The 18,857-nt window shown below is 33.0% G+C and carries 24 protein-coding genes; 9 read left to right on the top strand and 15 right to left on the bottom strand.

Going from position 1 to position 18,857, the window contains the following annotated elements:
- Positions 1-126: 126 nt before the first annotated feature.
- The 3 genes from DNK47_RS02175 to DNK47_RS02165 form a co-directional block, all read right to left on the bottom strand.
- The gene (locus tag DNK47_RS02175) at positions 127-945 is read right to left on the bottom strand and encodes a hypothetical protein (protein ID WP_112665537.1); all 819 of its coding nucleotides are present in this window, start codon (positions 943-945) and stop codon (positions 127-129) included.
- A 324-nt stretch (positions 946-1,269) separates the two neighbouring features.
- A complete protein-coding gene (locus DNK47_RS02170) occupies positions 1,270-1,833 on the bottom strand; it encodes a hypothetical protein (protein WP_146737523.1) in 564 nt (187 codons plus the stop codon).
- 58 nt (positions 1,834-1,891) lie between these two features.
- The gene (locus DNK47_RS02165; protein ID WP_112665533.1) at positions 1,892-2,542 is read right to left on the bottom strand and encodes a hypothetical protein; all 651 of its coding nucleotides are present in this window, start codon (positions 2,540-2,542) and stop codon (positions 1,892-1,894) included.
- Positions 2,543-2,670: 128 nt separating this feature from the next.
- Between DNK47_RS02165 and DNK47_RS02160 the strand changes: the two genes are divergently transcribed.
- Both DNK47_RS02160 and DNK47_RS03475 read left to right on the top strand, forming a co-directional pair.
- Positions 2,671-3,264: a hypothetical protein gene (locus tag DNK47_RS02160; protein WP_112665531.1), complete on the top strand. Its 594-nt coding sequence runs from the start codon at positions 2,671-2,673 to the stop codon at positions 3,262-3,264.
- 483 nt (positions 3,265-3,747) lie between these two features.
- The gene (locus DNK47_RS03475) at positions 3,748-3,891 is read left to right on the top strand and encodes a hypothetical protein (protein ID WP_181454154.1); all 144 of its coding nucleotides are present in this window, start codon (positions 3,748-3,750) and stop codon (positions 3,889-3,891) included.
- Between the two features lie 49 nt (positions 3,892-3,940).
- Here the strand turns inward: DNK47_RS03475 and DNK47_RS02155 are convergent, their stop codons facing one another.
- The 3 genes from DNK47_RS02155 to DNK47_RS02145 form a co-directional block, all read right to left on the bottom strand.
- Positions 3,941-4,486 (bottom strand): hypothetical protein, encoded by a 546-nt coding sequence (locus DNK47_RS02155; protein ID WP_146737522.1) that lies wholly within the window; start codon positions 4,484-4,486, stop codon positions 3,941-3,943.
- A gap of 179 nt (positions 4,487-4,665) precedes the next feature.
- Complete coding sequence (locus tag DNK47_RS02150) at positions 4,666-5,217, bottom strand: hypothetical protein (RefSeq protein WP_146737521.1); 552 nt, start codon at positions 5,215-5,217, stop codon at positions 4,666-4,668.
- 56 nt (positions 5,218-5,273) lie between these two features.
- Complete coding sequence (locus tag DNK47_RS02145) at positions 5,274-5,540, bottom strand: hypothetical protein (protein WP_146737520.1); 267 nt, start codon at positions 5,538-5,540, stop codon at positions 5,274-5,276.
- Between the two features lie 142 nt (positions 5,541-5,682).
- Here DNK47_RS02145 and DNK47_RS02140 point away from each other — a divergent pair, with 142 nt between their 5' ends.
- On the top strand, positions 5,683-6,243 hold the full coding sequence (locus DNK47_RS02140) for a hypothetical protein (RefSeq protein ID WP_112665523.1): 561 nt from the start codon (positions 5,683-5,685) through the stop codon (positions 6,241-6,243).
- Positions 6,244-6,312: 69 nt separating this feature from the next.
- Here the strand turns inward: DNK47_RS02140 and DNK47_RS02135 are convergent, their stop codons facing one another.
- A complete protein-coding gene (locus DNK47_RS02135) occupies positions 6,313-7,011 on the bottom strand; it encodes a hypothetical protein (protein WP_112665521.1) in 699 nt (232 codons plus the stop codon).
- A gap of 121 nt (positions 7,012-7,132) precedes the next feature.
- Here DNK47_RS02135 and DNK47_RS02130 point away from each other — a divergent pair, with 121 nt between their 5' ends.
- Positions 7,133-7,849 carry a hypothetical protein gene (locus DNK47_RS02130; RefSeq protein ID WP_112665519.1) on the top strand — a complete coding sequence of 239 codons (717 nt, stop codon included), beginning with the start codon at positions 7,133-7,135 and terminating at the stop codon, positions 7,847-7,849.
- 58 nt (positions 7,850-7,907) lie between these two features.
- Here DNK47_RS02130 and DNK47_RS02125 read toward each other — a convergent pair whose 3' ends face one another.
- The 7 genes from DNK47_RS02125 to DNK47_RS02090 all read right to left on the bottom strand — a co-directional run bounded on the left by DNK47_RS02125 (position 7,908) and on the right by DNK47_RS02090 (position 13,248).
- On the bottom strand, positions 7,908-8,132 hold the full coding sequence (locus DNK47_RS02125) for a hypothetical protein (protein WP_112665517.1): 225 nt from the start codon (positions 8,130-8,132) through the stop codon (positions 7,908-7,910).
- A 111-nt stretch (positions 8,133-8,243) separates the two neighbouring features.
- Complete coding sequence (locus tag DNK47_RS02120; protein ID WP_112665515.1) at positions 8,244-8,510, bottom strand: hypothetical protein; 267 nt, start codon at positions 8,508-8,510, stop codon at positions 8,244-8,246.
- 140 nt (positions 8,511-8,650) lie between these two features.
- On the bottom strand, positions 8,651-9,250 hold the full coding sequence (locus DNK47_RS02115) for a hypothetical protein (protein WP_112665513.1): 600 nt from the start codon (positions 9,248-9,250) through the stop codon (positions 8,651-8,653).
- A gap of 413 nt (positions 9,251-9,663) precedes the next feature.
- Positions 9,664-10,248 carry a hypothetical protein gene (locus DNK47_RS02110; protein WP_112665511.1) on the bottom strand — a complete coding sequence of 195 codons (585 nt, stop codon included), beginning with the start codon at positions 10,246-10,248 and terminating at the stop codon, positions 9,664-9,666.
- 59 nt (positions 10,249-10,307) lie between these two features.
- On the bottom strand, positions 10,308-11,018 hold the full coding sequence (locus DNK47_RS02105) for a hypothetical protein (protein WP_146737519.1): 711 nt from the start codon (positions 11,016-11,018) through the stop codon (positions 10,308-10,310).
- 716 nt (positions 11,019-11,734) lie between these two features.
- Positions 11,735-12,439, bottom strand: a complete 705-nt coding sequence (locus DNK47_RS02095) for a hypothetical protein (RefSeq protein ID WP_112665505.1) — start codon at positions 12,437-12,439, stop codon at positions 11,735-11,737.
- A gap of 107 nt (positions 12,440-12,546) precedes the next feature.
- Positions 12,547-13,248, bottom strand: coding sequence for a hypothetical protein (locus DNK47_RS02090; RefSeq protein ID WP_112665503.1), 702 nt, complete (start codon positions 13,246-13,248; stop codon positions 12,547-12,549).
- Positions 13,249-13,372: 124 nt separating this feature from the next.
- Here DNK47_RS02090 and DNK47_RS02085 point away from each other — a divergent pair, with 124 nt between their 5' ends.
- The 4 genes from DNK47_RS02085 to DNK47_RS02070 are packed head-to-tail and all read left to right on the top strand — an operon-like array spanning position 13,373 to position 16,480.
- Positions 13,373-14,113 carry a hypothetical protein gene (locus DNK47_RS02085; protein ID WP_112665501.1) on the top strand — a complete coding sequence of 247 codons (741 nt, stop codon included), beginning with the start codon at positions 13,373-13,375 and terminating at the stop codon, positions 14,111-14,113.
- 18 nt (positions 14,114-14,131) lie between these two features.
- The gene (locus tag DNK47_RS02080; protein ID WP_112665499.1) at positions 14,132-14,869 is read left to right on the top strand and encodes a hypothetical protein; all 738 of its coding nucleotides are present in this window, start codon (positions 14,132-14,134) and stop codon (positions 14,867-14,869) included.
- A 44-nt stretch (positions 14,870-14,913) separates the two neighbouring features.
- Positions 14,914-15,711, top strand: a complete 798-nt coding sequence (locus tag DNK47_RS02075) for a hypothetical protein (protein WP_112665497.1) — start codon at positions 14,914-14,916, stop codon at positions 15,709-15,711.
- A 10-nt stretch (positions 15,712-15,721) separates the two neighbouring features.
- Positions 15,722-16,480: a hypothetical protein gene (locus tag DNK47_RS02070; protein WP_112665495.1), complete on the top strand. Its 759-nt coding sequence runs from the start codon at positions 15,722-15,724 to the stop codon at positions 16,478-16,480.
- A gap of 76 nt (positions 16,481-16,556) precedes the next feature.
- Here the strand turns inward: DNK47_RS02070 and DNK47_RS02065 are convergent, their stop codons facing one another.
- Complete coding sequence (locus DNK47_RS02065; RefSeq protein WP_112665493.1) at positions 16,557-17,906, bottom strand: MIP family Ig-specific serine endopeptidase; 1,350 nt, start codon at positions 17,904-17,906, stop codon at positions 16,557-16,559.
- A gap of 90 nt (positions 17,907-17,996) precedes the next feature.
- Here DNK47_RS02065 and DNK47_RS02060 point away from each other — a divergent pair.
- Positions 17,997-18,857, top strand: an 861-nt coding sequence (locus tag DNK47_RS02060; RefSeq protein WP_146737518.1) for a hypothetical protein, incomplete at its 3' end; no start/stop codon positions are given.

The raw sequence follows: 18,857 nt of genomic DNA, 5'->3' as shown, positions 1-18,857 counted from the left end.
GACCACCAAGTCCTAATTTAGCCTTCCGTCCCATCTAAGAATTGAACTATTAATTAACTTAGTTATTTTTTGAAGTAAAGACTTACTTATGTCGTCACTCCAAATAATTATTTTTTTAGTTAATTCTTAAACGGACTGATCTATTTCTTTCAATATTTTTTGTGCCACCTTAACAATTATGTGCTTATAAGAATAATTACCATACACCAAATTCCTAAAGGTATTCGCTAATTTCTGATTATGTTCAGAATGTCTTCCTGAACCCACAGTTAAATTTTGAACCTTACTATATCTCTGGTCTCTAAAAATTTGATTTCGTAATTGATTCGTAACTTCAATATCTTGTTTAAATTCCTCTTCAGAGTCATAAAAATTGGAATAAGGATTTTTATCTCAAGAAGGTCAGCTGTTAGCATCAAAATTTTCTTTTTGATAATTATTAAGGCCCGAATGAATATAGACTATGTCACCTTTTCATCTTATTCTTTGTAGAGATTGTGACATTGTAAGAGAAGATGTTGATGGTTCTTGAGATTCTGCTTGAATTTCTTCTGAAATTCCTAATTCTTTCATTTGAACAGAAAGTTTTGATCTCAAATCTTTCAATTTAATGTGTAAATCATAAATAACTTGTAAGGAATTCCTTTGGTCTTTCGTTAATTGTGGAGCTCTTCATTTGCAAGAAGTATTATTGCAATTTCAACTTGAAACAAGTCTTCTTACTGAATTAACCACTTTAAGGTGGTATTGCTTTACCCATGCTGGCTTTAAAGAAAAAGAGTCAAGTTGTGTTAATGCTTGCTCACTTATATCAGATGCTTTGTCTCATTTGGTTATTTCAGTAGAAATATTTTCGATTGTCGAGAGAACATTGTTCTCGGAATAATTGGAAGGTGTGTCTAATTGAATATTTGGAACCACCGACTCAAACTTAACTTCAAGCACTTTAATATTGTTTGTTTGAAGATTTATAGGTACAGAATCTTTATTTGGCGAGATCAGCTGTAAATTTTGCTTAGTGCTTTCTAAATCTCTTTTAGTTTGAAAGCTGATTGATGCCCCCCCCCGAGCTTCCTAGTTCTAATTGCCTAAATAGATTTCAATTATTTCCTGTAATAACTAGAATAGATCCACCTATTGTAAAAGAACCCAATCCCCCAAGAGTTAGCTTTAATCTCCCAGTCAATAACAGTTAAATCACACTTAATAAATTTTTTTATATAAATTTATTAGCTTAAATAGAAAAATTAATAGAACCTAAAAATTAACTTAGTATCTAAAGTCTTCTGAGCTTAATGTTCTTGAGATTGTATTTTTAGCTCCATTGTAACCTCATTGACAGGTTACTGTAATTAAATCCTTACTCCTAGCATCTTTCTTGAATCTACACTTATCAAACTCAAGATCATAATTTATAGTATTTCAACCCTTCTTTCATTTATTAAATCCCTCATCACTGTATTTTTTTACAGTTAATCTATTTAAGTTTTCATTGATTCTTAAATGCCCGGGAGGTTGTTCTTTTCCATCTTCCAATATGTAATGAAAATTTCTTCCGTTGTATTTAACTAGCAAGCTTCCTTTTCCATCAATTGGAGCGAAGAATTGATGATTTTTTTCAATCTTTTGATTTCCTAACTTCATATCTACTTCATTGAATCCAATTCCATTCTTGTTGTAAATACCTTCCTTAAAGAAATTCTTAGAGCTTACAGTTCATTCAGTTCCATCCTCTCAACTAGCTAATACATAGTACCCTTTTGCGGGATCTTTAAATTCATTTTTTCAAGGAACATAAGCTATACTGCCGCCTAAACCTCCTATTGTCCCCATAATAGAAAAAATCTTTAGCCCCGCTAATAGAGACATAATGTTTAACTAGTTAAAAAAATTATTTGTAGTCTTCTTCAGTTAATTCTCTTCAAATTGTTTGTCTAGGTCATCCAACTTGACAAGTAACTTTGATTTTTGTATCTTTATTATCAGTGTTTTGTCCTTTTACTTGAGTGAATTTACAGGTATCAAATTCAATATCGTAATCAGAAACAGAAATAGGTTTTTGTCATTTTCTCAAAGGCTCCTCATCATATTTTGTAACCCCCAAAGTATCTCATTGGTTTCTTAATTCTCCGATAATAAGTTCTTTCCCATTTTCTAATTTATATACTCCTCTCTTTCTTTCGTACAAAACATACTTTCTACTATTTCTTTGAGTTGTGAATTCATATCCTTTTTCTAATTTTTTCTCTCCAATATACATTTCAACATCGCTGAATTTCAATTCTTTATTGTTTCACTCATTTAGCTTTGAGAATTTATCAGATTTAACCTTTCATTGAGTGTTTCCTCAGTCAGCTAGAACATAGTATCCCTTTTTAGTAGTTTCTGTATCTCTTAAGTTAGTTACTTCTTGAGGTGTAGAGGAGCTCGAATTAGTTGTTAAAGCTGGGGGGGGCGTAGAATTGGTGGTGGAGACAGTTATTCCAGTTATTGTTCCTATTGAGGCAAGAACAGCTCCAATTACTTTGACTAATTGAGCCATAACTTAATTAGTTTGTTGTAACTAGCAATTTTAATATGAGAGTAAGAAAATAACTGCTGATCAGAACTTACTGGCCTTTAGAAGAGAATATTTGTAAGTAAATTAGACGAAAATTTTAAATAAAAAATATGACTGTAACCTTATTTAAAGTAGTTGTTATAGGTTGTGCTGGATGCGGAATTGTAGCTACCCCATTCTTAGGAATCTCTTTCAAATCTCCTTATTCTGAAGGACAAGGTTCTTGAAAAAGAGCAGTGCATTTGATTGCAAAGAGTGAGAGTGGTAATGTTAAGTTGTTTGTTGAGAAAGATAAGGAAAAGTTTGAGTTAAAAGTAGCTCACAATAATAAAGAAAAGAAAGGTAAATTTATACTCTGTTCCCCATCTTTGAATGAGAAAGAGTATTATTTATTGACTATTGATTCATCAGGTTGGTGGAGACAGAATTTAAATGAAATTACTACAGTTCAGGATTGTCAAGAAAAAAGCAAACATAACATGGGAGAAAGGTTATCGATAGAAGTAAAAACAGAAACTAAGGATTTATTAAAAGAGATAGATTTGAATAGCTGTAAGATAGAGGATTTAAGGAAAGAGAGTTGAGTACAAGGAAATCCCTTGTTAGAACTTACTTGCTCCCCTTTTCGAGCGAGTAGAGACTTTACTCAAAAAGAAATCAAGATATTAAGCAGAAGTTATGAAGAATTAACACTATCTAGTTAAGAAATCCCTGTAAAATCAATAAAATTCCTTAATTCTTAAGGAAGACCGCATTTAGGAATTACTTGCAATTAAAGGATTGTTGAGTTTTTAGGTGTTACGGGGATTGGATATGAACTTTCATATATTTCTTTAGTCACCAATACAGTAGAAAGAAACAATTTCGGTTTGAAAGGCAAAGCCATTTAAGTTAAATGTGGAGAGAATTTTGGAGAAGATTTAGGTCTTAGTTTGGCTGAATTAAAAATAGATGATGACACATGACATAAATTTGGAAGTACAGATATGGAATTTTTAAGGGCTATAAATTAGATAAAGACACACAGATTATTAAAGGGGAAGAAGAAAAGGGGTTTGTGTTTTAAGGCTAAAAACTTCAAAGAAATTTGTATTGACAAAAAGGAAGAGGGGCTCTCGGCGCGGTGATAACGGGATACCGCCTAATCAAGCAAGCAAAGAGTTCTACTTCTGTTTACCTAAAAGATTTTGGAATTTAAGGATCGTTGTAATCAAGACGGGGAAGTATGTTTTAGTAAGCCAGTTTCTGAATGACAATTATTTGTGAGATTTGTAAGTCCAAGAAATGGAACAGATTGAAACCACGATGTAATTAGATTACAAAAGGAATAATAAGTAAAAAAATAATCAGTATTTAGTTCGTTAATCAAAGAAAAAGACTTTAGACTAATTCACCTTTTCTTAAATCCAGCTCTTTATTCCCGCTTACACATTTTTTTCTGTCCTGTAAGGAACAACCTTGTTGCCCTATTTTGTTTATGTGTAACTTGTAACCCAAGAGGTTTCAATTATCTTCTGGGAAATAATTTACATCCTCAAAGTTAAATTTGTAAAGTAAATCTTTTAATTTTCAACCCCCTGCATATTGGTCTGTTCTAGACGAAGATTTGTCTCAGCATCATTTTGAATCACTCTCCTGATTTTTTAAGCAAAATTGTTCATCAGAGTTAGCAAACATATATTCACCATCTAATATTTTTCCATTAATAGAGACAGATGAAAAATCTTTGTATTCCATCCATTGACCTGCTTTAGTAAAAATCTCTTTTCCTGTCATAGTTAATTCATGCACTTTCCCATATTCTCCCAACTTTACAACTACATAAGGACCTTTTGGTTTATATGGTTTCTTAATTAAAGCTTTAGAGATTCCATAACTCAACCCCCCTAAACCAGTAATAAAAAATGCAATTTTAGGTATCATCAAACCCATTACCCCTTAAGCCTTACTAGAAAATTGTAGGAAAAATATACCGCCTGATACAGGAAGTTTAATTTGCGCCCCCTCCCGCCCCATCATCTCGAGAAGTTTGAATTCCCCTTTTTAGAGTATTTTTATTTGTTTACAACTACCCTTTTAATCCAAATTTAACAAAAAATTCTCAATTAAGTATGACAAAAGATTCTTTTCGGGACAAACCCAATACTTCATTCAAATTTGTCTGATTTCATTTTTACTTCACTTTTTCCATCAACTTCAAATTGCAACTTTGAATTCATTAGAAATGATCCGCCGGGGCAAGTCTCTATATTTTCTTTAAATTTCAACTTACTTTTCTGGCAAGAAATAATCGTTGAGCCATTTTTAAAAATCTTTCCGATTGGAACTCTAATCTTGGTTTGGTGGCTTCCTTTTGAGCCATTTTTGTATATTGCTATAGCTCAATCATTTCATTTATCCTCTGGATTACTTTCAGGGCCCCATTTTACTTTCCCATCTGTTTTGTTATCCACAACCTTGAAAGAAAATTCTCGTTTTTCGGTTTCATAATTGCCTGCTGGCACTAGATATACTGAATAATCTTTATCATTTTCTGAACATTCCAATATTGTTTCAGAAGTGTTTATTGCAACTTTCTGTAACACATTTGTCTTAGTGAAAGAGCAGTGATCTCCATATAGAAAGTACAAGGAGATTCCTATTCCCGAAAAAGACACTATACCAATGACAATCTTCGAATTAAAAAACACAAATAGACTATGTTATTGAATTGTTATAGCTTTAAATGTATTTCTTCTTTTTCAATCACTTGTAACACAATATTTTTTTCAGTTATATCTTTGCCAGTTAAACCTTCTTTATTAAGAAGTAAGTAGACCTTGTAGTTTTTTGAGTTGTGATTGCAGTTAAAGATAGGGCCTATTTTCTCTCCCTTTTCAGTTACTGTAAATGTCTCAGTTTCTCTATGAGTTACTCACCCCCCTCAATTAATGTGGTTGTAAGTATAGGAGTAGGGGCACAAACATCAACAAACGAACATAACTTAATAATTAAACCTGTATCGAGCATGCTCGATGTTATCTCTTTTACTTACTTTTAATAGATTGTTTGCCTCTCCTAGTCAAATTTGAACATGATGTTTAATTATTTAAAAGGGTTTTCCTCCGAAATGAACCTTTATATTGCTTAGTAGCATTCTTGCCAAAATAGGTATTTTCGCTTTAGCAAGCTCTGCAATAGCTGTTCCTGTCACTCTACATCAGAGTTTTGTCGCCCCCCCCGCAAATAGTACAAGATTAGAAAAGAGTAAAGAAACTAAGAAAGAGAACTGTTTTATTATTCCCGCTAAGTCAACTTTTGATAGTACCAAGATCAAGTTATTAGTATGTTTAAACGATGAAGAAGAATATTACCTTTTTGATTCCGATGAAGAGAAGAAGTTTTTAAAAATTGCAAGCTTGCAATTTAATCCAAAAAATAAACAAATCACTGTCAAATTGGAATCTGAAGAAGAAGATGGCTTAAAAGAAAGCTTGTGAAGTGAAACTTTTGCGGTAACAGGCAAAGAATGGAATGATATTTCAAAAGAACCAAGTAATTTATTGGATATTTGTACCTTATCTAGAGATATGGAAGATGAAAGAGATTCAAGTTCCAATTTATGAATTTGTGGACAAGATTTATTAACTCTTTCCACTGAAGAATCTAAGGGAATCCCTTTAATTCCTTTTAAAAAGAGATAAAAACCTTACAAATTTAGAGAATATTTAGTAGTTTTTAAGAAAAGTTAAGAGACTATTTGTAGGTTATTTTTAATGTTTTTCCAGAGCTATTCTTTCAAAATCTTCAAATTTCAGAATTTTAACCATAGATCCTTTTTTACAAGTCATAGTCACTGTTACAAAAGTGTCATCTTTGGATTTATTTTCTTTAATACTTAAAGTGCAATTACTTAAGTTGTCTAGAGTAGTGCTAGTACTAAATCCACCACCTCTCAGTCTAGTTGTTCAACCATCAAACTTAATTTTTGGAAAATTATTCTTTCATTTTGTTTCTTCTCCTTGTTTTACTCTTCCGTATGCTTCGCAAACTTTATTTCTTCCTCAATAACGTGCATATCCCCAACATCCACTGCCCCATTCTCATGGCGATCTATCAGTAAAGGTATATTCTCCATTAGTATCATCGGAATATAGTGTTCATCTTGAATTTCAGTTCTGTCCCTTTCAAGTTGTCTTCTGTAACTTTCACTGACTATCTTCTTTATCTTCTCGAGTTAATTCAGCCACTAATCCATCCTCCGCATTAGTTCCTGCAAGTAGTAACTTTGCAAATGTATCTCGTTTTGGAACAGTTACTTGCGTTCCTTCCTCTTGTGCTATTTGTGTTGTAGTAGTTCCAGTAGAACTAATGCCCCCCCCAGCGAAGAAAGAAGATTTGGTTAATGGAACCATTGCGCAACCTACAATTCCAAAAGCTAAACCCTGTAACAATCTATTACCACCTAACATGGCTCTAAAAAACTAGGTATCTGAAAGTTCTTTTATTTTACTATGAGGATTTTTCAATGAATATATTTTTTGTGTTGTGCTCTAACTTTTAATCCCTAAGCATTTAATAAAGTAAAAATAGGTGGCCACATTAGTTCTTAGCACTTTAATCAAATTTGGCTTAGTTGCAACGACGGGGGCAGCAATAGTAGTTCCAATTGCTTTATTATCTAAGACTAAGAACAGTGGAACTTTTCTAACCTCTAGTCATTTATCAGAAGAAAGTACTAGACAATCACAAGACACAGTTATACCTATTCCGACAGAGCAACATGCCAGCTCTCCCGCCCAAGTAGTAACAACAGGTTCAAGGGGGATAGAAAGCCCAGCTTTAACAACTAGGAGAGAGGAAATAGATAAGAAATGTTTTGTTGTTCCCGCAAAGTCTAGTGTTGGAAACAAATTATTAACTTGTCTTGAGGGTACGGATGTTCCGACGACAACCGATGAAAACGAAGAATACGGTAACTCCTATTATTTATACAACCCTTTTATAGAAAATAAGTGAACAAAAGTTGAAGGAAATCTTATGTGAAATCCAGATAATAGTCAAATTTCTATTAAGTTAAAAAAGAATACCGAAAAAACAGCAGGCGATGATGGCACTTTTGTTGCAGAAGGGGAGAAATGAAAAGGAATTTCAGATAAAGAAACAGACTTACTGCAAGAATGTGCTCTTTTTGGAAATGGAACTACTTCTGTTCCATCATATAGATTAGTTTGTGGAGAAGATACATCAGAAATGTCTCGAGAAAACCCTAAAGGAATCCCTTTAACCCCTTGACAATTAAATAGTTAATTTCTTTTTCTAAGTTTCAGTTAGAGTTCTATTTAATAGTTAAAAAGCTTAAGTTAACTTATTTTCCGGAAACAGTAATTCTTGGCTTAAATCCATTTCATTTAAAAAGACTACCTAGATTAAATTCAACATCGCAGTCTTCCGTTATACTACCCCCACTAGTTCGACATACACCAAATTTGAATTCAGCACCCTCTCTTTTTACTCCATTCTCTACTCTCAAGAAAGTTACACCAGTATTACCATTCGCGCCATTGGCAACACTGTATCATTCCCTAAGCAAAAAGCAGTCTTAAATCCTTTTTCTTTCTTAGACTTCTTTATCAATATAGTTGATGTTCCATCTTTTGAAACATTGATTTCCCATGTGTTTAATTTGTAATCTGACTGAACATTAGGACCTCAAACAATTTTTTCTTGGTCCTTCCATTCTTTCTTTTTCAATCACTTGTAAAGAGATATTGTTTTTTGTTTCACTCGATTTAGTTCATTGACCTTTTTCTGGAACTAAATAAACCCTATAGTTTAAACCATTACCGTTGCAATTAAAGATTGGTCCAATCTTTTCACCTGTTTGTTTTATCACTACTTTTTCAAGTTCTTCAAAGTAATCCCCAGCAATAAAAGATTTTGCGAAAAATGCAACTACTTGCACAACCACCAATAACTAGACCTGCTTTGACTAATAAACCTAAATTAAACATGTATGTAAGTTTCTCTTAACTTATCTTTAAAGAATCTCTCAACTTTTATCTAAGTAAACAGGAAAGCATAGTATTGAAAAAGATTCAAAATAAATTTTTAGTCTGGTAGAGTATAAATCTTGAACTCTTGATTAGAAGAGTCTGAAACTGAAATAGTTGTTACAGTTTTCCCCTTTCTGTTCTGCAATTCGCCACCTCAGATTCCATCAAATGGAGATTTCAATGCATTACTTCGAAAAGTAGTTTTCTTTTGTTCCCTTTCTGTTACAGTATTAGTCTTTAGATTGAAATTTTTATCAACTTCAAGAGCAAAGCCATCAGCAAATAATGCTTCTGGAACTAATCCAACTCAAATATAAGACCATGAGCCACTTCCAGCATCTGAATTATCCTTCTCGCAAAGTAACTCAACATAAAATTTACTTCCCTTTTCTTGTTTTAGGAGAAAATCTATTGAATCATCTGACATTTTTTGAATTGCACAATTTCCCCTTCCAGCATTTGCTTTGTCGACAGTAGGAAGGTCTCTCGTAACTTTAGATTTATTTTCAGCAGTTATTAATTGATTAGAAGGGACTTTTGGAAATTGTGGTTTTTTGGTGACAGTTCCAGAAGCACTTTCTTTCCACAGCAATAAAGGAGCACCGATACAACCCCCTCTAAACGCAACAACCGCAACAAAAACTTTTGGACCCATAATTCAGTATTAAAAAGCCACCCTAAACCATTTGATTTTAAATGTACTAAAGTTACTACATCCAAATGTACTACCAACACTGAATTTAATTAAACATTCTTTTGTTTTACTATCTCCACTCTTCATGTAAGTTTGTAATTTAAAAATTTAAACTTCTCTTTTGAGCTTCCACCTTCCACTTATATAAATAATTTCGCTAATTTCTCGATTATTTTGTCAGGAGTAAACCATATTATTTTTTTCATTAATGAGGTGGTGATAATGGAAACGGATACACACAACTTCCCACACAAACAAACACAGTTTAAAAATAAGATCAGCAACGATCATGCTCGATACCATTTACCTTCCTCATTTTCTTAGAATCTTTATTTTTTTAATTAAGTTTCAGTTTTTAAATAAAAAAAGATTGATTAATAATTGCAAAATTGTCTATTGGGCTTAAAGTCATCTGCTCAATCAAAATTTGCAGATTGGATCTTTACATTACCCAATGAGTCGATATCGAATTTCAGTTTTGTATTCATTAGGATTGAACCTCCAGAACAAGCTTTTGACTCGTCTTTGAACTTTAATTTACTTTTTTGACAGGTAATTAATACTTTTCCTTTGTTATAGACATTTCCGACAGGAACTCTAATTTTGGTCTCTTTACCCTTTTCTGTTCCATTTTTATATATCGCTATTCCCCATTCATCCCACTCATCTCCCCGTTGACTCTCCTGACCCCATTTAACTTTTTTCTCAGAATTATTGTCAACTACCTTAAAAGAAATTTCTTGTTGATTAGATTTTGAATTTTCTGCAGGAGCTAAATATATTGAATAATTTCTGCCATTTTCAGCACACTCTAACACTGTTTCAGAAACATTTAATGAGATTTTTTGTAATTCATTGGCTCTTACCAAAGAACACTTTCTTCCAGTCAATAAATAGAAAGGAACTCCTAATCCAGCTAAAGTCAGTATTCCCATAACGAGTTTTGAATTAACAAGCATGACTTAAATAACTCTCTGCATAGCCAACTCTTAATAAACTTATTAGTTCAACAAATTAATTATTTACTAAGTGAAACATCACTAATTTCTGTATTCTTAAATATTTTTTGAAGTGTTGAACTCTTACATCCAATAGTTATCTCTAAATCACTGTTATTTCTCTCCTCGACACTTACATTTTCGCAATAATCCAGATAGTTAGGCATTTTTTTCGCGCTGTATCATCAATATCTTGACCATTTTACTCCTCATCCACTTAACTTAATCTTTGGAAATTTATCTCTGTAAATTTCTTTATATTTTGGCAAAACTACCCCATGAGATAAACAGACTTTGTAAGTATTTCATTTTCTCGCTTGACCCCAACAAGTATTATCTCCTTTTTCTATTCAATCTTTGTCAGAAAAAATGTATTCTCCAGTATTGTCATCGTAAAACAAAGTTCAATTATTTTTTCATTGAGTTCCCCGTCAAGTAACCTTATTTACATCTCATCTCTTATTTCCATTTTTTTCTTGATACAAAGATAATTGTGTAACTATTCCATCTTGATTATTTGTTCCCGCCAACAAAAGATTTATAGTTTTGAGCAATTCCGGAAACTCTTCTTTTTTAACTGCAGGTGTTAGTTGTTGTAATAGATTAGATTGTGATGGACGAGATGTAACAGTTTCAATTATTTTTTCAGTGCCCCCCCCAGCCATAGAATTGGAATACATAAGGGGCATAGGCACACAACCAATAACTCCCAAAACTAATCCTGAAAGCATTAGATTGGAAGCTAACAAGATTTACAGAAAAAATAAAACACCAAAGGTTTCTAGATTTTAAGAGATATATTTGTTCAAATTTTCAGAAATTCAGATTTTTTTCCTCTTCCTCCGAAAAAGTAATTTTGGATTTGAGATTATTTCAATAAAAGGGCTGTTATTAGCCAATTTAATATCACATGCTTTTAAATCATCCATTACTCTACAAGAGACCAAATAAATTTGAATTTCTGATCCTGTTGTTTCCGCTCCATTTTCTATTTTTAAAAATTTCTTTCTTATTAATACACTCCATTAGTTTCTTTTGAGAGAATAACAGTACTACCAAATCCTTTACCGCTATGGTTGTTAGTATTTGAAACCAATATAGTTGTTGATTCATCTCATAAAACTTGAAGCTATCACTTTTTTCACTCTTTTCCCCTTTTCTCTTTAATCCCTAAAACAATTGCTTCTTGTCCATCTTTCTTATCATTCTTCAATACTATCTGTAGTTAATGTGTTTGAAATTAAAGGTACAAAAATAAAGACTCTAACAAAAGAAATTAATGTAATACATAATCCAAAATCGCGCATGCTTGATAATAACTTTTTTAGTTTATTTTTAGTAAGTCAGATAAGGATATGAGGTAAAGAAAGAAACTATGACCTGCAAGTATTTCTACTGTTTTAAGAAAAAAAGTCTCTTTTAAAAATCTATTTATCAGAAAACCTCTTTAATTTTTTTCAATTGTCATCGTTGAAAAATCTGAATCATTTAGAGTTTTAGTTAATCTTCCTTTATCACAAGTTATAGTTACTGTTAATTTATTTCCACCTGTCTTGCTTTCTGTCGTTTTTAATGAACAGTTACTTATGTTGTCGAGATAAGTGTTTACGCTATACCCCCCACCTCTAGATAAAGTAACTCAACCTTTTAGGTTAATTTTGGGAAAATTATCTGTCCATTTTTTCTTATCATTTCCTGCTACTCTACCGTATGTAACACAAACCTTATTGCCCTTTCAAGAACGTGCTTGCGCATAACATCCACTTCTAAGTTCATATCATGTCTTGTCAGTAAAAGTATATTCCCCATTAGTATCATCGGAATATAGAGTTCAATTACGATTTCAACTTTCTCCTCGCCAAGTTACCTTACCCACTTTTCATTGACTATCTTCTTTATTTTCTCGAGATAATTCAGCAACTAATCCATCTTCAACTTTAGTTCCTGCAAGTAATAACTTTACAAATGTATCTCGTTTAGGAGCAGTTATTTGTTTCCCTTCTTGTTGTGTTACTTGTGTGGTGCTTGAAATAGTTTCATTAGAAGGATTAATGCCCCCCCCAGTGAAAAAAGAAGATTTTGTTAATGGAACCATTGCACAACCTATAATCCCAAAAGCTAAACCTTGAAGTAGTCTGCTACCTCCTAACATGTCTTAAGACAAATTAAACATCTAAAGGTCCTTTTATTTTATAGGTAATTTCATTTTATGAAGGAATGCCGCTCTAATTTGTTGTTTTAAGAAAATCAATAAACAATTTATTTACTAAGAGTACTTCCGGTTTCTTCTGGGTTTTTAAATGTTTTATAAAGTGTCACATCCTTACAGTGTATAGACACTTCTAAATTAGTATCTGGCTTTTCAGTAATAGTGGCTCTATTGCAACGTTCTAAATAATCAGGCATTTCATTAAATCAATAACCTCTTCTTGTCAATCACTTGGTTCTTCAACCATCTAATTTCACCTTAAGGAAATCCTTTTCTCAAGTGTTTTTATATTGCGAAGTTACTTTCCCGTGTAATAAGCAAGCTATAGAGCTCTTTCATCCTAGACCAGTCCCATAACAAGGAGCATTTCAATTAGTTCAACTTCTATCGGTGAAGGTATATTCGCGCGTTACATCGTCATAGTGCAAAGTTCAGCTGTTTTGCCATCTTGCGCCCCTTCAAGTAACCTCACTTACATTCCATGTTTTCTTATCTCCTTCTTGTTCCAGAGTTACTTTCGCATATACTCCATTGTCCACATCATTATCGGTTAACGCCATGCTAAAAGTCTTGACTATCTTAGGTACTTCTTTCTTTACAGAGGGCTCTTGAGTTACTTGTTTAATTTCCGTATTAGTAACAATATCTTTAATGCCCCCCCCAGTCGAGAAATATGGATAAATCAAGGGAGAAGATACACACCCAATGACCCCTAAAGCTAATCCTGATAATGCTAGATTTGAGCTAAACAAGATTTATTGTTAAGTCTTGAGGATTCTTAATCTTAAGTAATTTTTTATTCTAAGTCTTACAGCAAACAAATTCAAATAAATTCACCTTAAATATCTCTAAAATGATTGAGGTAATTTATTTGCAATGTCTCTCTTTGCAAAGTTAGCCATCGCAACCGCCACTACGGTTACAGCTGGGGGGGGCGCGGCTCTTGGTATCTTTTCCAAATTTCAAACAACTTCTAACAGCAAAACTCCTTTACACCTACAAGAGTTAGGGGCAGGTTTAGGGGTAGAAAGAGCAGAAACACAAGTTAATAAGCATTCTGATTATCCTGTTATAGGTAGAAGTGAACAAGCAGATAGCCCACAAGTTACTGTAGAAGTTTCAACTTTATCTTCTCATTCCCCAGAAAAACAACTGCAATCCACATTAAAGCAAGTTACACTAGCCCAAAACCTTAAGGGGGAAGGGAATTGTGAGGTAGAGGATGGATGAAAAGAAAAGGTTATTGACCATCTACCACAAGAAACTCAATACATTTCAGTTCTTTGCAAAAATGCCGGAGGTTCTGATTCCGCTTTAACTAATTGAAGAGGTTTTTTGCCTGAAAAATTATTGGCAAGAAGTATTGAATTATTCATTAAAGGAAGTAAGTTTGATATCAGAGTTAAAGAAGAAGAACTTCAGGATGTTGTAACAGAAGATCTTGAGGCCCCGACAAATCAAGCAGTTTTTAGTAGCGAACAATTTACTACTTCTGTTATCGGAAAATGAGGAGGCAAGATTGTTTCCGGAGTAAGTGATTCTGATGATCCTGTTTACGAAGTTACATTAACCGGTTCAGAATCTGCAGATAAGTTCTATCTTCATTGATTGTCATAAGAATGGTCTTCCACTAAAGTGATTAAGGCTTTCTTAAAGTTTGCTCTTCCTGTTACTATTACGGGTGTGGGTGGCACATCCGCACTTGGAATTACTTCTAATAATCAAAATCAACCTGTTTCAAGCAGTTCAACAGTCGACAATTCTTCTTCTCAAGAACAAGTAAGAGATACGTTATCTTCCGCCCCATCAACAGTTACAGTAACTGAAAGAACCCATAACTCAGAAAATTCAAGTCTGCTTGAATTACAACCGCAACAAGAAATAGATCGAGAAACATCAACCTTTCACTCTGAGTTTGAACACACTGTTAAAGAATTAGAACTAAGCAAAGAAGAACAGACAGGTAATTGTCGAGTAGTTAATGGAGAGGAAAGTGTTATTAGTAAATTACCTATAGACTACAAGTATGTTTCTTTCTCTTGCCGAAATAATGGAGGTGAAGAGTCAGTGTTAACTAAATGAAATGGATTTTTTCCAGAAACTTTGTTTAAAGGAGGGGCGCAAGCCTTCCATTTGGAAAGAAAGTTCAATATTGAAGTTAATGAAGGATTAATCAGTGAAGATGAAGAAGATCCTGAAGAAGCAATATACGAAACAACATTTAAAAGTGAAGGATTTTTAACTTCCTCTTCTATTGTTGGTAAGTGAAGTTCAGAAGTAGTAGAAGAAACTGGAGATGAAACAGTTTACAAAGTTAGACTAGATGACAAACCTAATTCAGTTAATTATGTGTACCTTACTTACCTAACTTAATCAGTTAGTAATAGAGGGAAGTTTTTCTAAATAAAGTTATAGGATTGTTTTCTAAATTTGCTCTTTCTGCTATTGTTGCGGGGGCTGGAGGAACAGCTATCGGCATTCCCCTTTCCTCTTCTAGTCAAACCAATTCAAGTAGCCCAGTAACTTTGACATCTACACATCAAAATAAACCAGATGCACTATCTGGACCTGCGGCAATGGAACCCACATCTTCTATTCCTTCACAATTAAGTCACGATGAAACAGTTAATTTACAAGACGCCAGCCATTCAGGCACAACAAGTGAAGATCTTTTACAAGCACAATCTTTAGGAATGGAAGCGACTAGCCTTGAAGAAACTAGACCATTAGAAGAAACGCTATCACCAGCCGAACCGGAAGGAAACTGTACAGTAATGAAAATTTCAGAAAAGATACTTAAAAAATTACCTCCTTTAACTTCTTCTTCCTATATTTCTATAACTTGTGAAAGCGATAGTGTGGATGAATACTCTATGTTGCGTAAATGAAAAGGTTTCTTTCCTACAAGTCTTCTAACAGAAGGAACTAGAAGTTTGATAGAAAATACAAAGATAAAAATTGATGTTCGTGAAATATCGGATGAGCTAAGTGACGTTTCTTATCAGGCTGAAGATACTGAAGATGGAGAAGAATTTGAGCCTTATGAAACAATTTTCATTAGCGGGAAGTTTTTAAAAAATTCTTTAACAGGTAAATGGGGAAGCGCTGTTGTAACTAGAGAAGAAGACGAAGAAGAACAAGATGATGTGACACTTTACGTGGTTAATCTAAGTAAGTCAAGTATCACTGACAATTTTTATATTTTGTCAGAGTAATTAATAGATCATGACTGGTTTAGTTAAGGTTCTTGTTGGATTGGGTGTAGCTGTTTCAGTAGCTGGAGTTGCAGGAGGAACATATGTTGCAGTTACAAAGTCAAACGTAGCTACACAAGAAACTCAACTATTAAGAATAGAATTATCTTCTCCTACCAGTTATTCAGATCATTCTCAGCAAGTTGTTCAAGGATCGGAACACGCCCATCAAGAAAGCCAAAACCTTATAGATTCTAGAGGAACAACAGTTACACACACTTCAGCCTCACAAGATAACCCCGACTTAAAAACTCAAGAACAATTGGCAAAAGAGAAAGAAACAACGACAGGAAATTGCATAATTATTGATCCTTTAAAGAAAATTCTTGAAGTAGCAAAACAAGATGAAACAGAATACTATTCAGTATCTTGTGACAACACAAGAATGGGAGTGGCAAGAGAAGGTAATATTCCCAATCAATGAGAAGGAGCATTTCCTAAATCCATCTTTAAGAGACAAGACTTAGGCAATGGTCAAAAATTGGAGATTAAGGTGAAAGAAGAAGATGAAGATACATCCACAGATTATGATTCCGAATATGAAGATTGACCATTTTTGCTCACTTTTTCAGGGAAGTCGTTTGTAAATACTGATAATTCTCTACTTTCTGCTAAATGAAATTACTATGAAGACGACAGCCTTGACGAAGAGAGAAAAGTTTTTGCCAGAGTTAAATTAACTAAACCAAATAGCTCGAAAAACATTTATCTCCTGTGAACTCAGTCATAAGAAAACTGATAATTTAGACCAAATTTATAAATAAGTAATAATAAAAAAGCTTTATAGTTCTATAACTCGAAAGACTTTAAGACTTGTGTTTTCATTCTCTAGCTCTTAATCAAGTATTCTTGTTGTATTTTTCTATTTGCTCTCTATAAGAAGAAGTTTGACCTTTAGAACCCAATATTAAGTCGTATTTGGGAGTTTGTATTGTTCCTTCTAGAGAAATTCCATTTGATCTAAGAGGAATCACAAAAGAATGCTCTCCTCAAAATTCTCCTCCACCATGAATGCCCAATACATTTCCTTCTTTATCTGCATAGAGACTTCCTGAGGCCCCTACACCCATTCTTAATTCTTTATCAATCTTTAGTAAATAGTGATACCCTATATCTACTTTTTCTTTTCCATTTCACTTAAATTCTCATAAACCTTTAGAGGCAACATGTCCATTTAGTTTCTTATCTGTAGTTTTGTATCAATTCTTAGGATCATTGGATAGTTTGAAAGCTTCCGCTTTCTCTTCATCAAATGCAACGGTGTAGTTGTATTTATTGAATAATTTTGGCTTTGAAGGATAGGCTAAATTATAAAAGTTTTCATCTAATTTATCAATTTCTTCTCAAGAATATCTAGAGTCCAAAGGACCACTAAATATATTAAGTGCATTAGTTGCAGAGATTGGATATTTCTCTGCAAAATTACCAGTGACTTTCTTTGCATATTCCTCATCATTGAATTCAATTTCTAGTACAGCAAAATCTTTGTAGTTATTTCTAGGAATATTTAGAGAAGGATTAGCTTCTCATAAGTCTATTGAGGTATAGAAAAGTTTTGGAGTTTTTACTTTGTTGTTATGTATAGCCCCAAACTCTGCTTGTAATTCTTCTCCATTCTCTTGTCTAGAAATATTGAAATCAAAATATCCTTGTTTAGCAGATAGTTCACAGTTTTTCTCTCAATTACCATAAAGAGATAATTTCGAGAAGTCTTGTTGTTGAATTTCTTTTCTCAGATTATTAGTGTTTTCTATGGAGATTGGCAAAGCTTGTTGATATGTATTGTCAAGAAATCTAAATCTTCTGATTGTATGTGCAACTGTAGCGATGTATCATACTGTTGGATAGTGACCTTCTTCAGGGAGTTGATAGTCTAGTATTCAGGCTGTACCCATTCCACAAGGAGAAAACAATCTAAATGAATAGTCATTTATCTTTTGAAAAGCTTTATTCGCCTCCTCTCTAATTTGTTGTTTTTTAGTTTGTTGCTTTAATTCTTCTGTTTCTTCTTCGTTTTGTTGTAAGTTAACTAGATTATTTGTTACTGAGCTCGGGGGGGGCGATAGCTCCTGTCCCTTATTCTTTCAAACTATGTAACCAACAATTGAGCCGGAACCAATGGTAAAAGGAAGAAGATAATTAATAAATCCTTTCATATGTAATTAATTATTAAGTAAGTAACAGGAATTCAATTTTTAAATGAATAATTTATTTAAAGAGAGTTGATCTCAGCATTTTTTCTTTAATTGTCTAGAAGATTAAAGCTGGGACTTGGTGGATTAGGCTTTTTAATAATAAATGGATCAGTTTTGCCTACTGTAGGGATTAATTGAAATGTCTTTAAGCCATTAGAAGGGATTTCACAATGGGGGGGGCAATTCTGACTTAAAGAAGAGACGCGCAAGAAAGAAAAAGATTTAAAGCTAGTTCTACCAAACTCAAACTTTATAGATATAAACCTTCCTAAAGACAATATTCAATTATCTGACATCAAATTAGAACAGAAAAGTTCAGATATTAAATTAGATACATCTTTGGATTATCCTAAACAAAGTGCTCTTCCAATCATTAAAGATATTTCTTCAGAAATTACAAAATGAGAAAAGATTTTTGGCATAGGTAGTCAAGCTTTTTCTCGCTTTGATTCTCTATCTTTAAAACCTGAATCAACAAGAAAATATCATTTCCGAAACCTTCAATCAGTGAAATCACAGATACAAAAGTGATATAGAACTAAGAGTCAACATCAAACAAGAACACATAATAATGAAGTGCCACAATTATCAAAAGAACAAAGAAACTCCTTAAAGGTAATTTACAACCTATACGCTAAATTGAATGAATTTAAATCACAACTTTCTTCTCAAATGCAACAATTAGGTATTGGGAAAATAAAGAGACAAGAAACTCAATCCTCTTCTCACTCAACCCTACCAACAGTATCACAATCTCTTGATTGAATTGGGTGAAGTAATTGAACGGTTCGTATTCATAAGAATCCTAATAATTATTCAAGAGAAGAATTTGATACTAAAAGTTGAGGCCCTTGGATTCAAAATCCTTATGCCAATTTTTATGACTCTGAAGATGAGTTCCAGCAAGATATT

The organism is Mycoplasma wenyonii (assembly GCF_003265155.1).
GTDB lineage: Bacteria > Bacillota_I > Bacilli_A > Mycoplasmatales > Mycoplasmoidaceae > Eperythrozoon_A > Eperythrozoon_A wenyonii_C.
The sequence above is the reverse complement of the archived record's forward strand: the minus strand, read 5'-3'. Positions and strand labels throughout refer to the sequence as shown.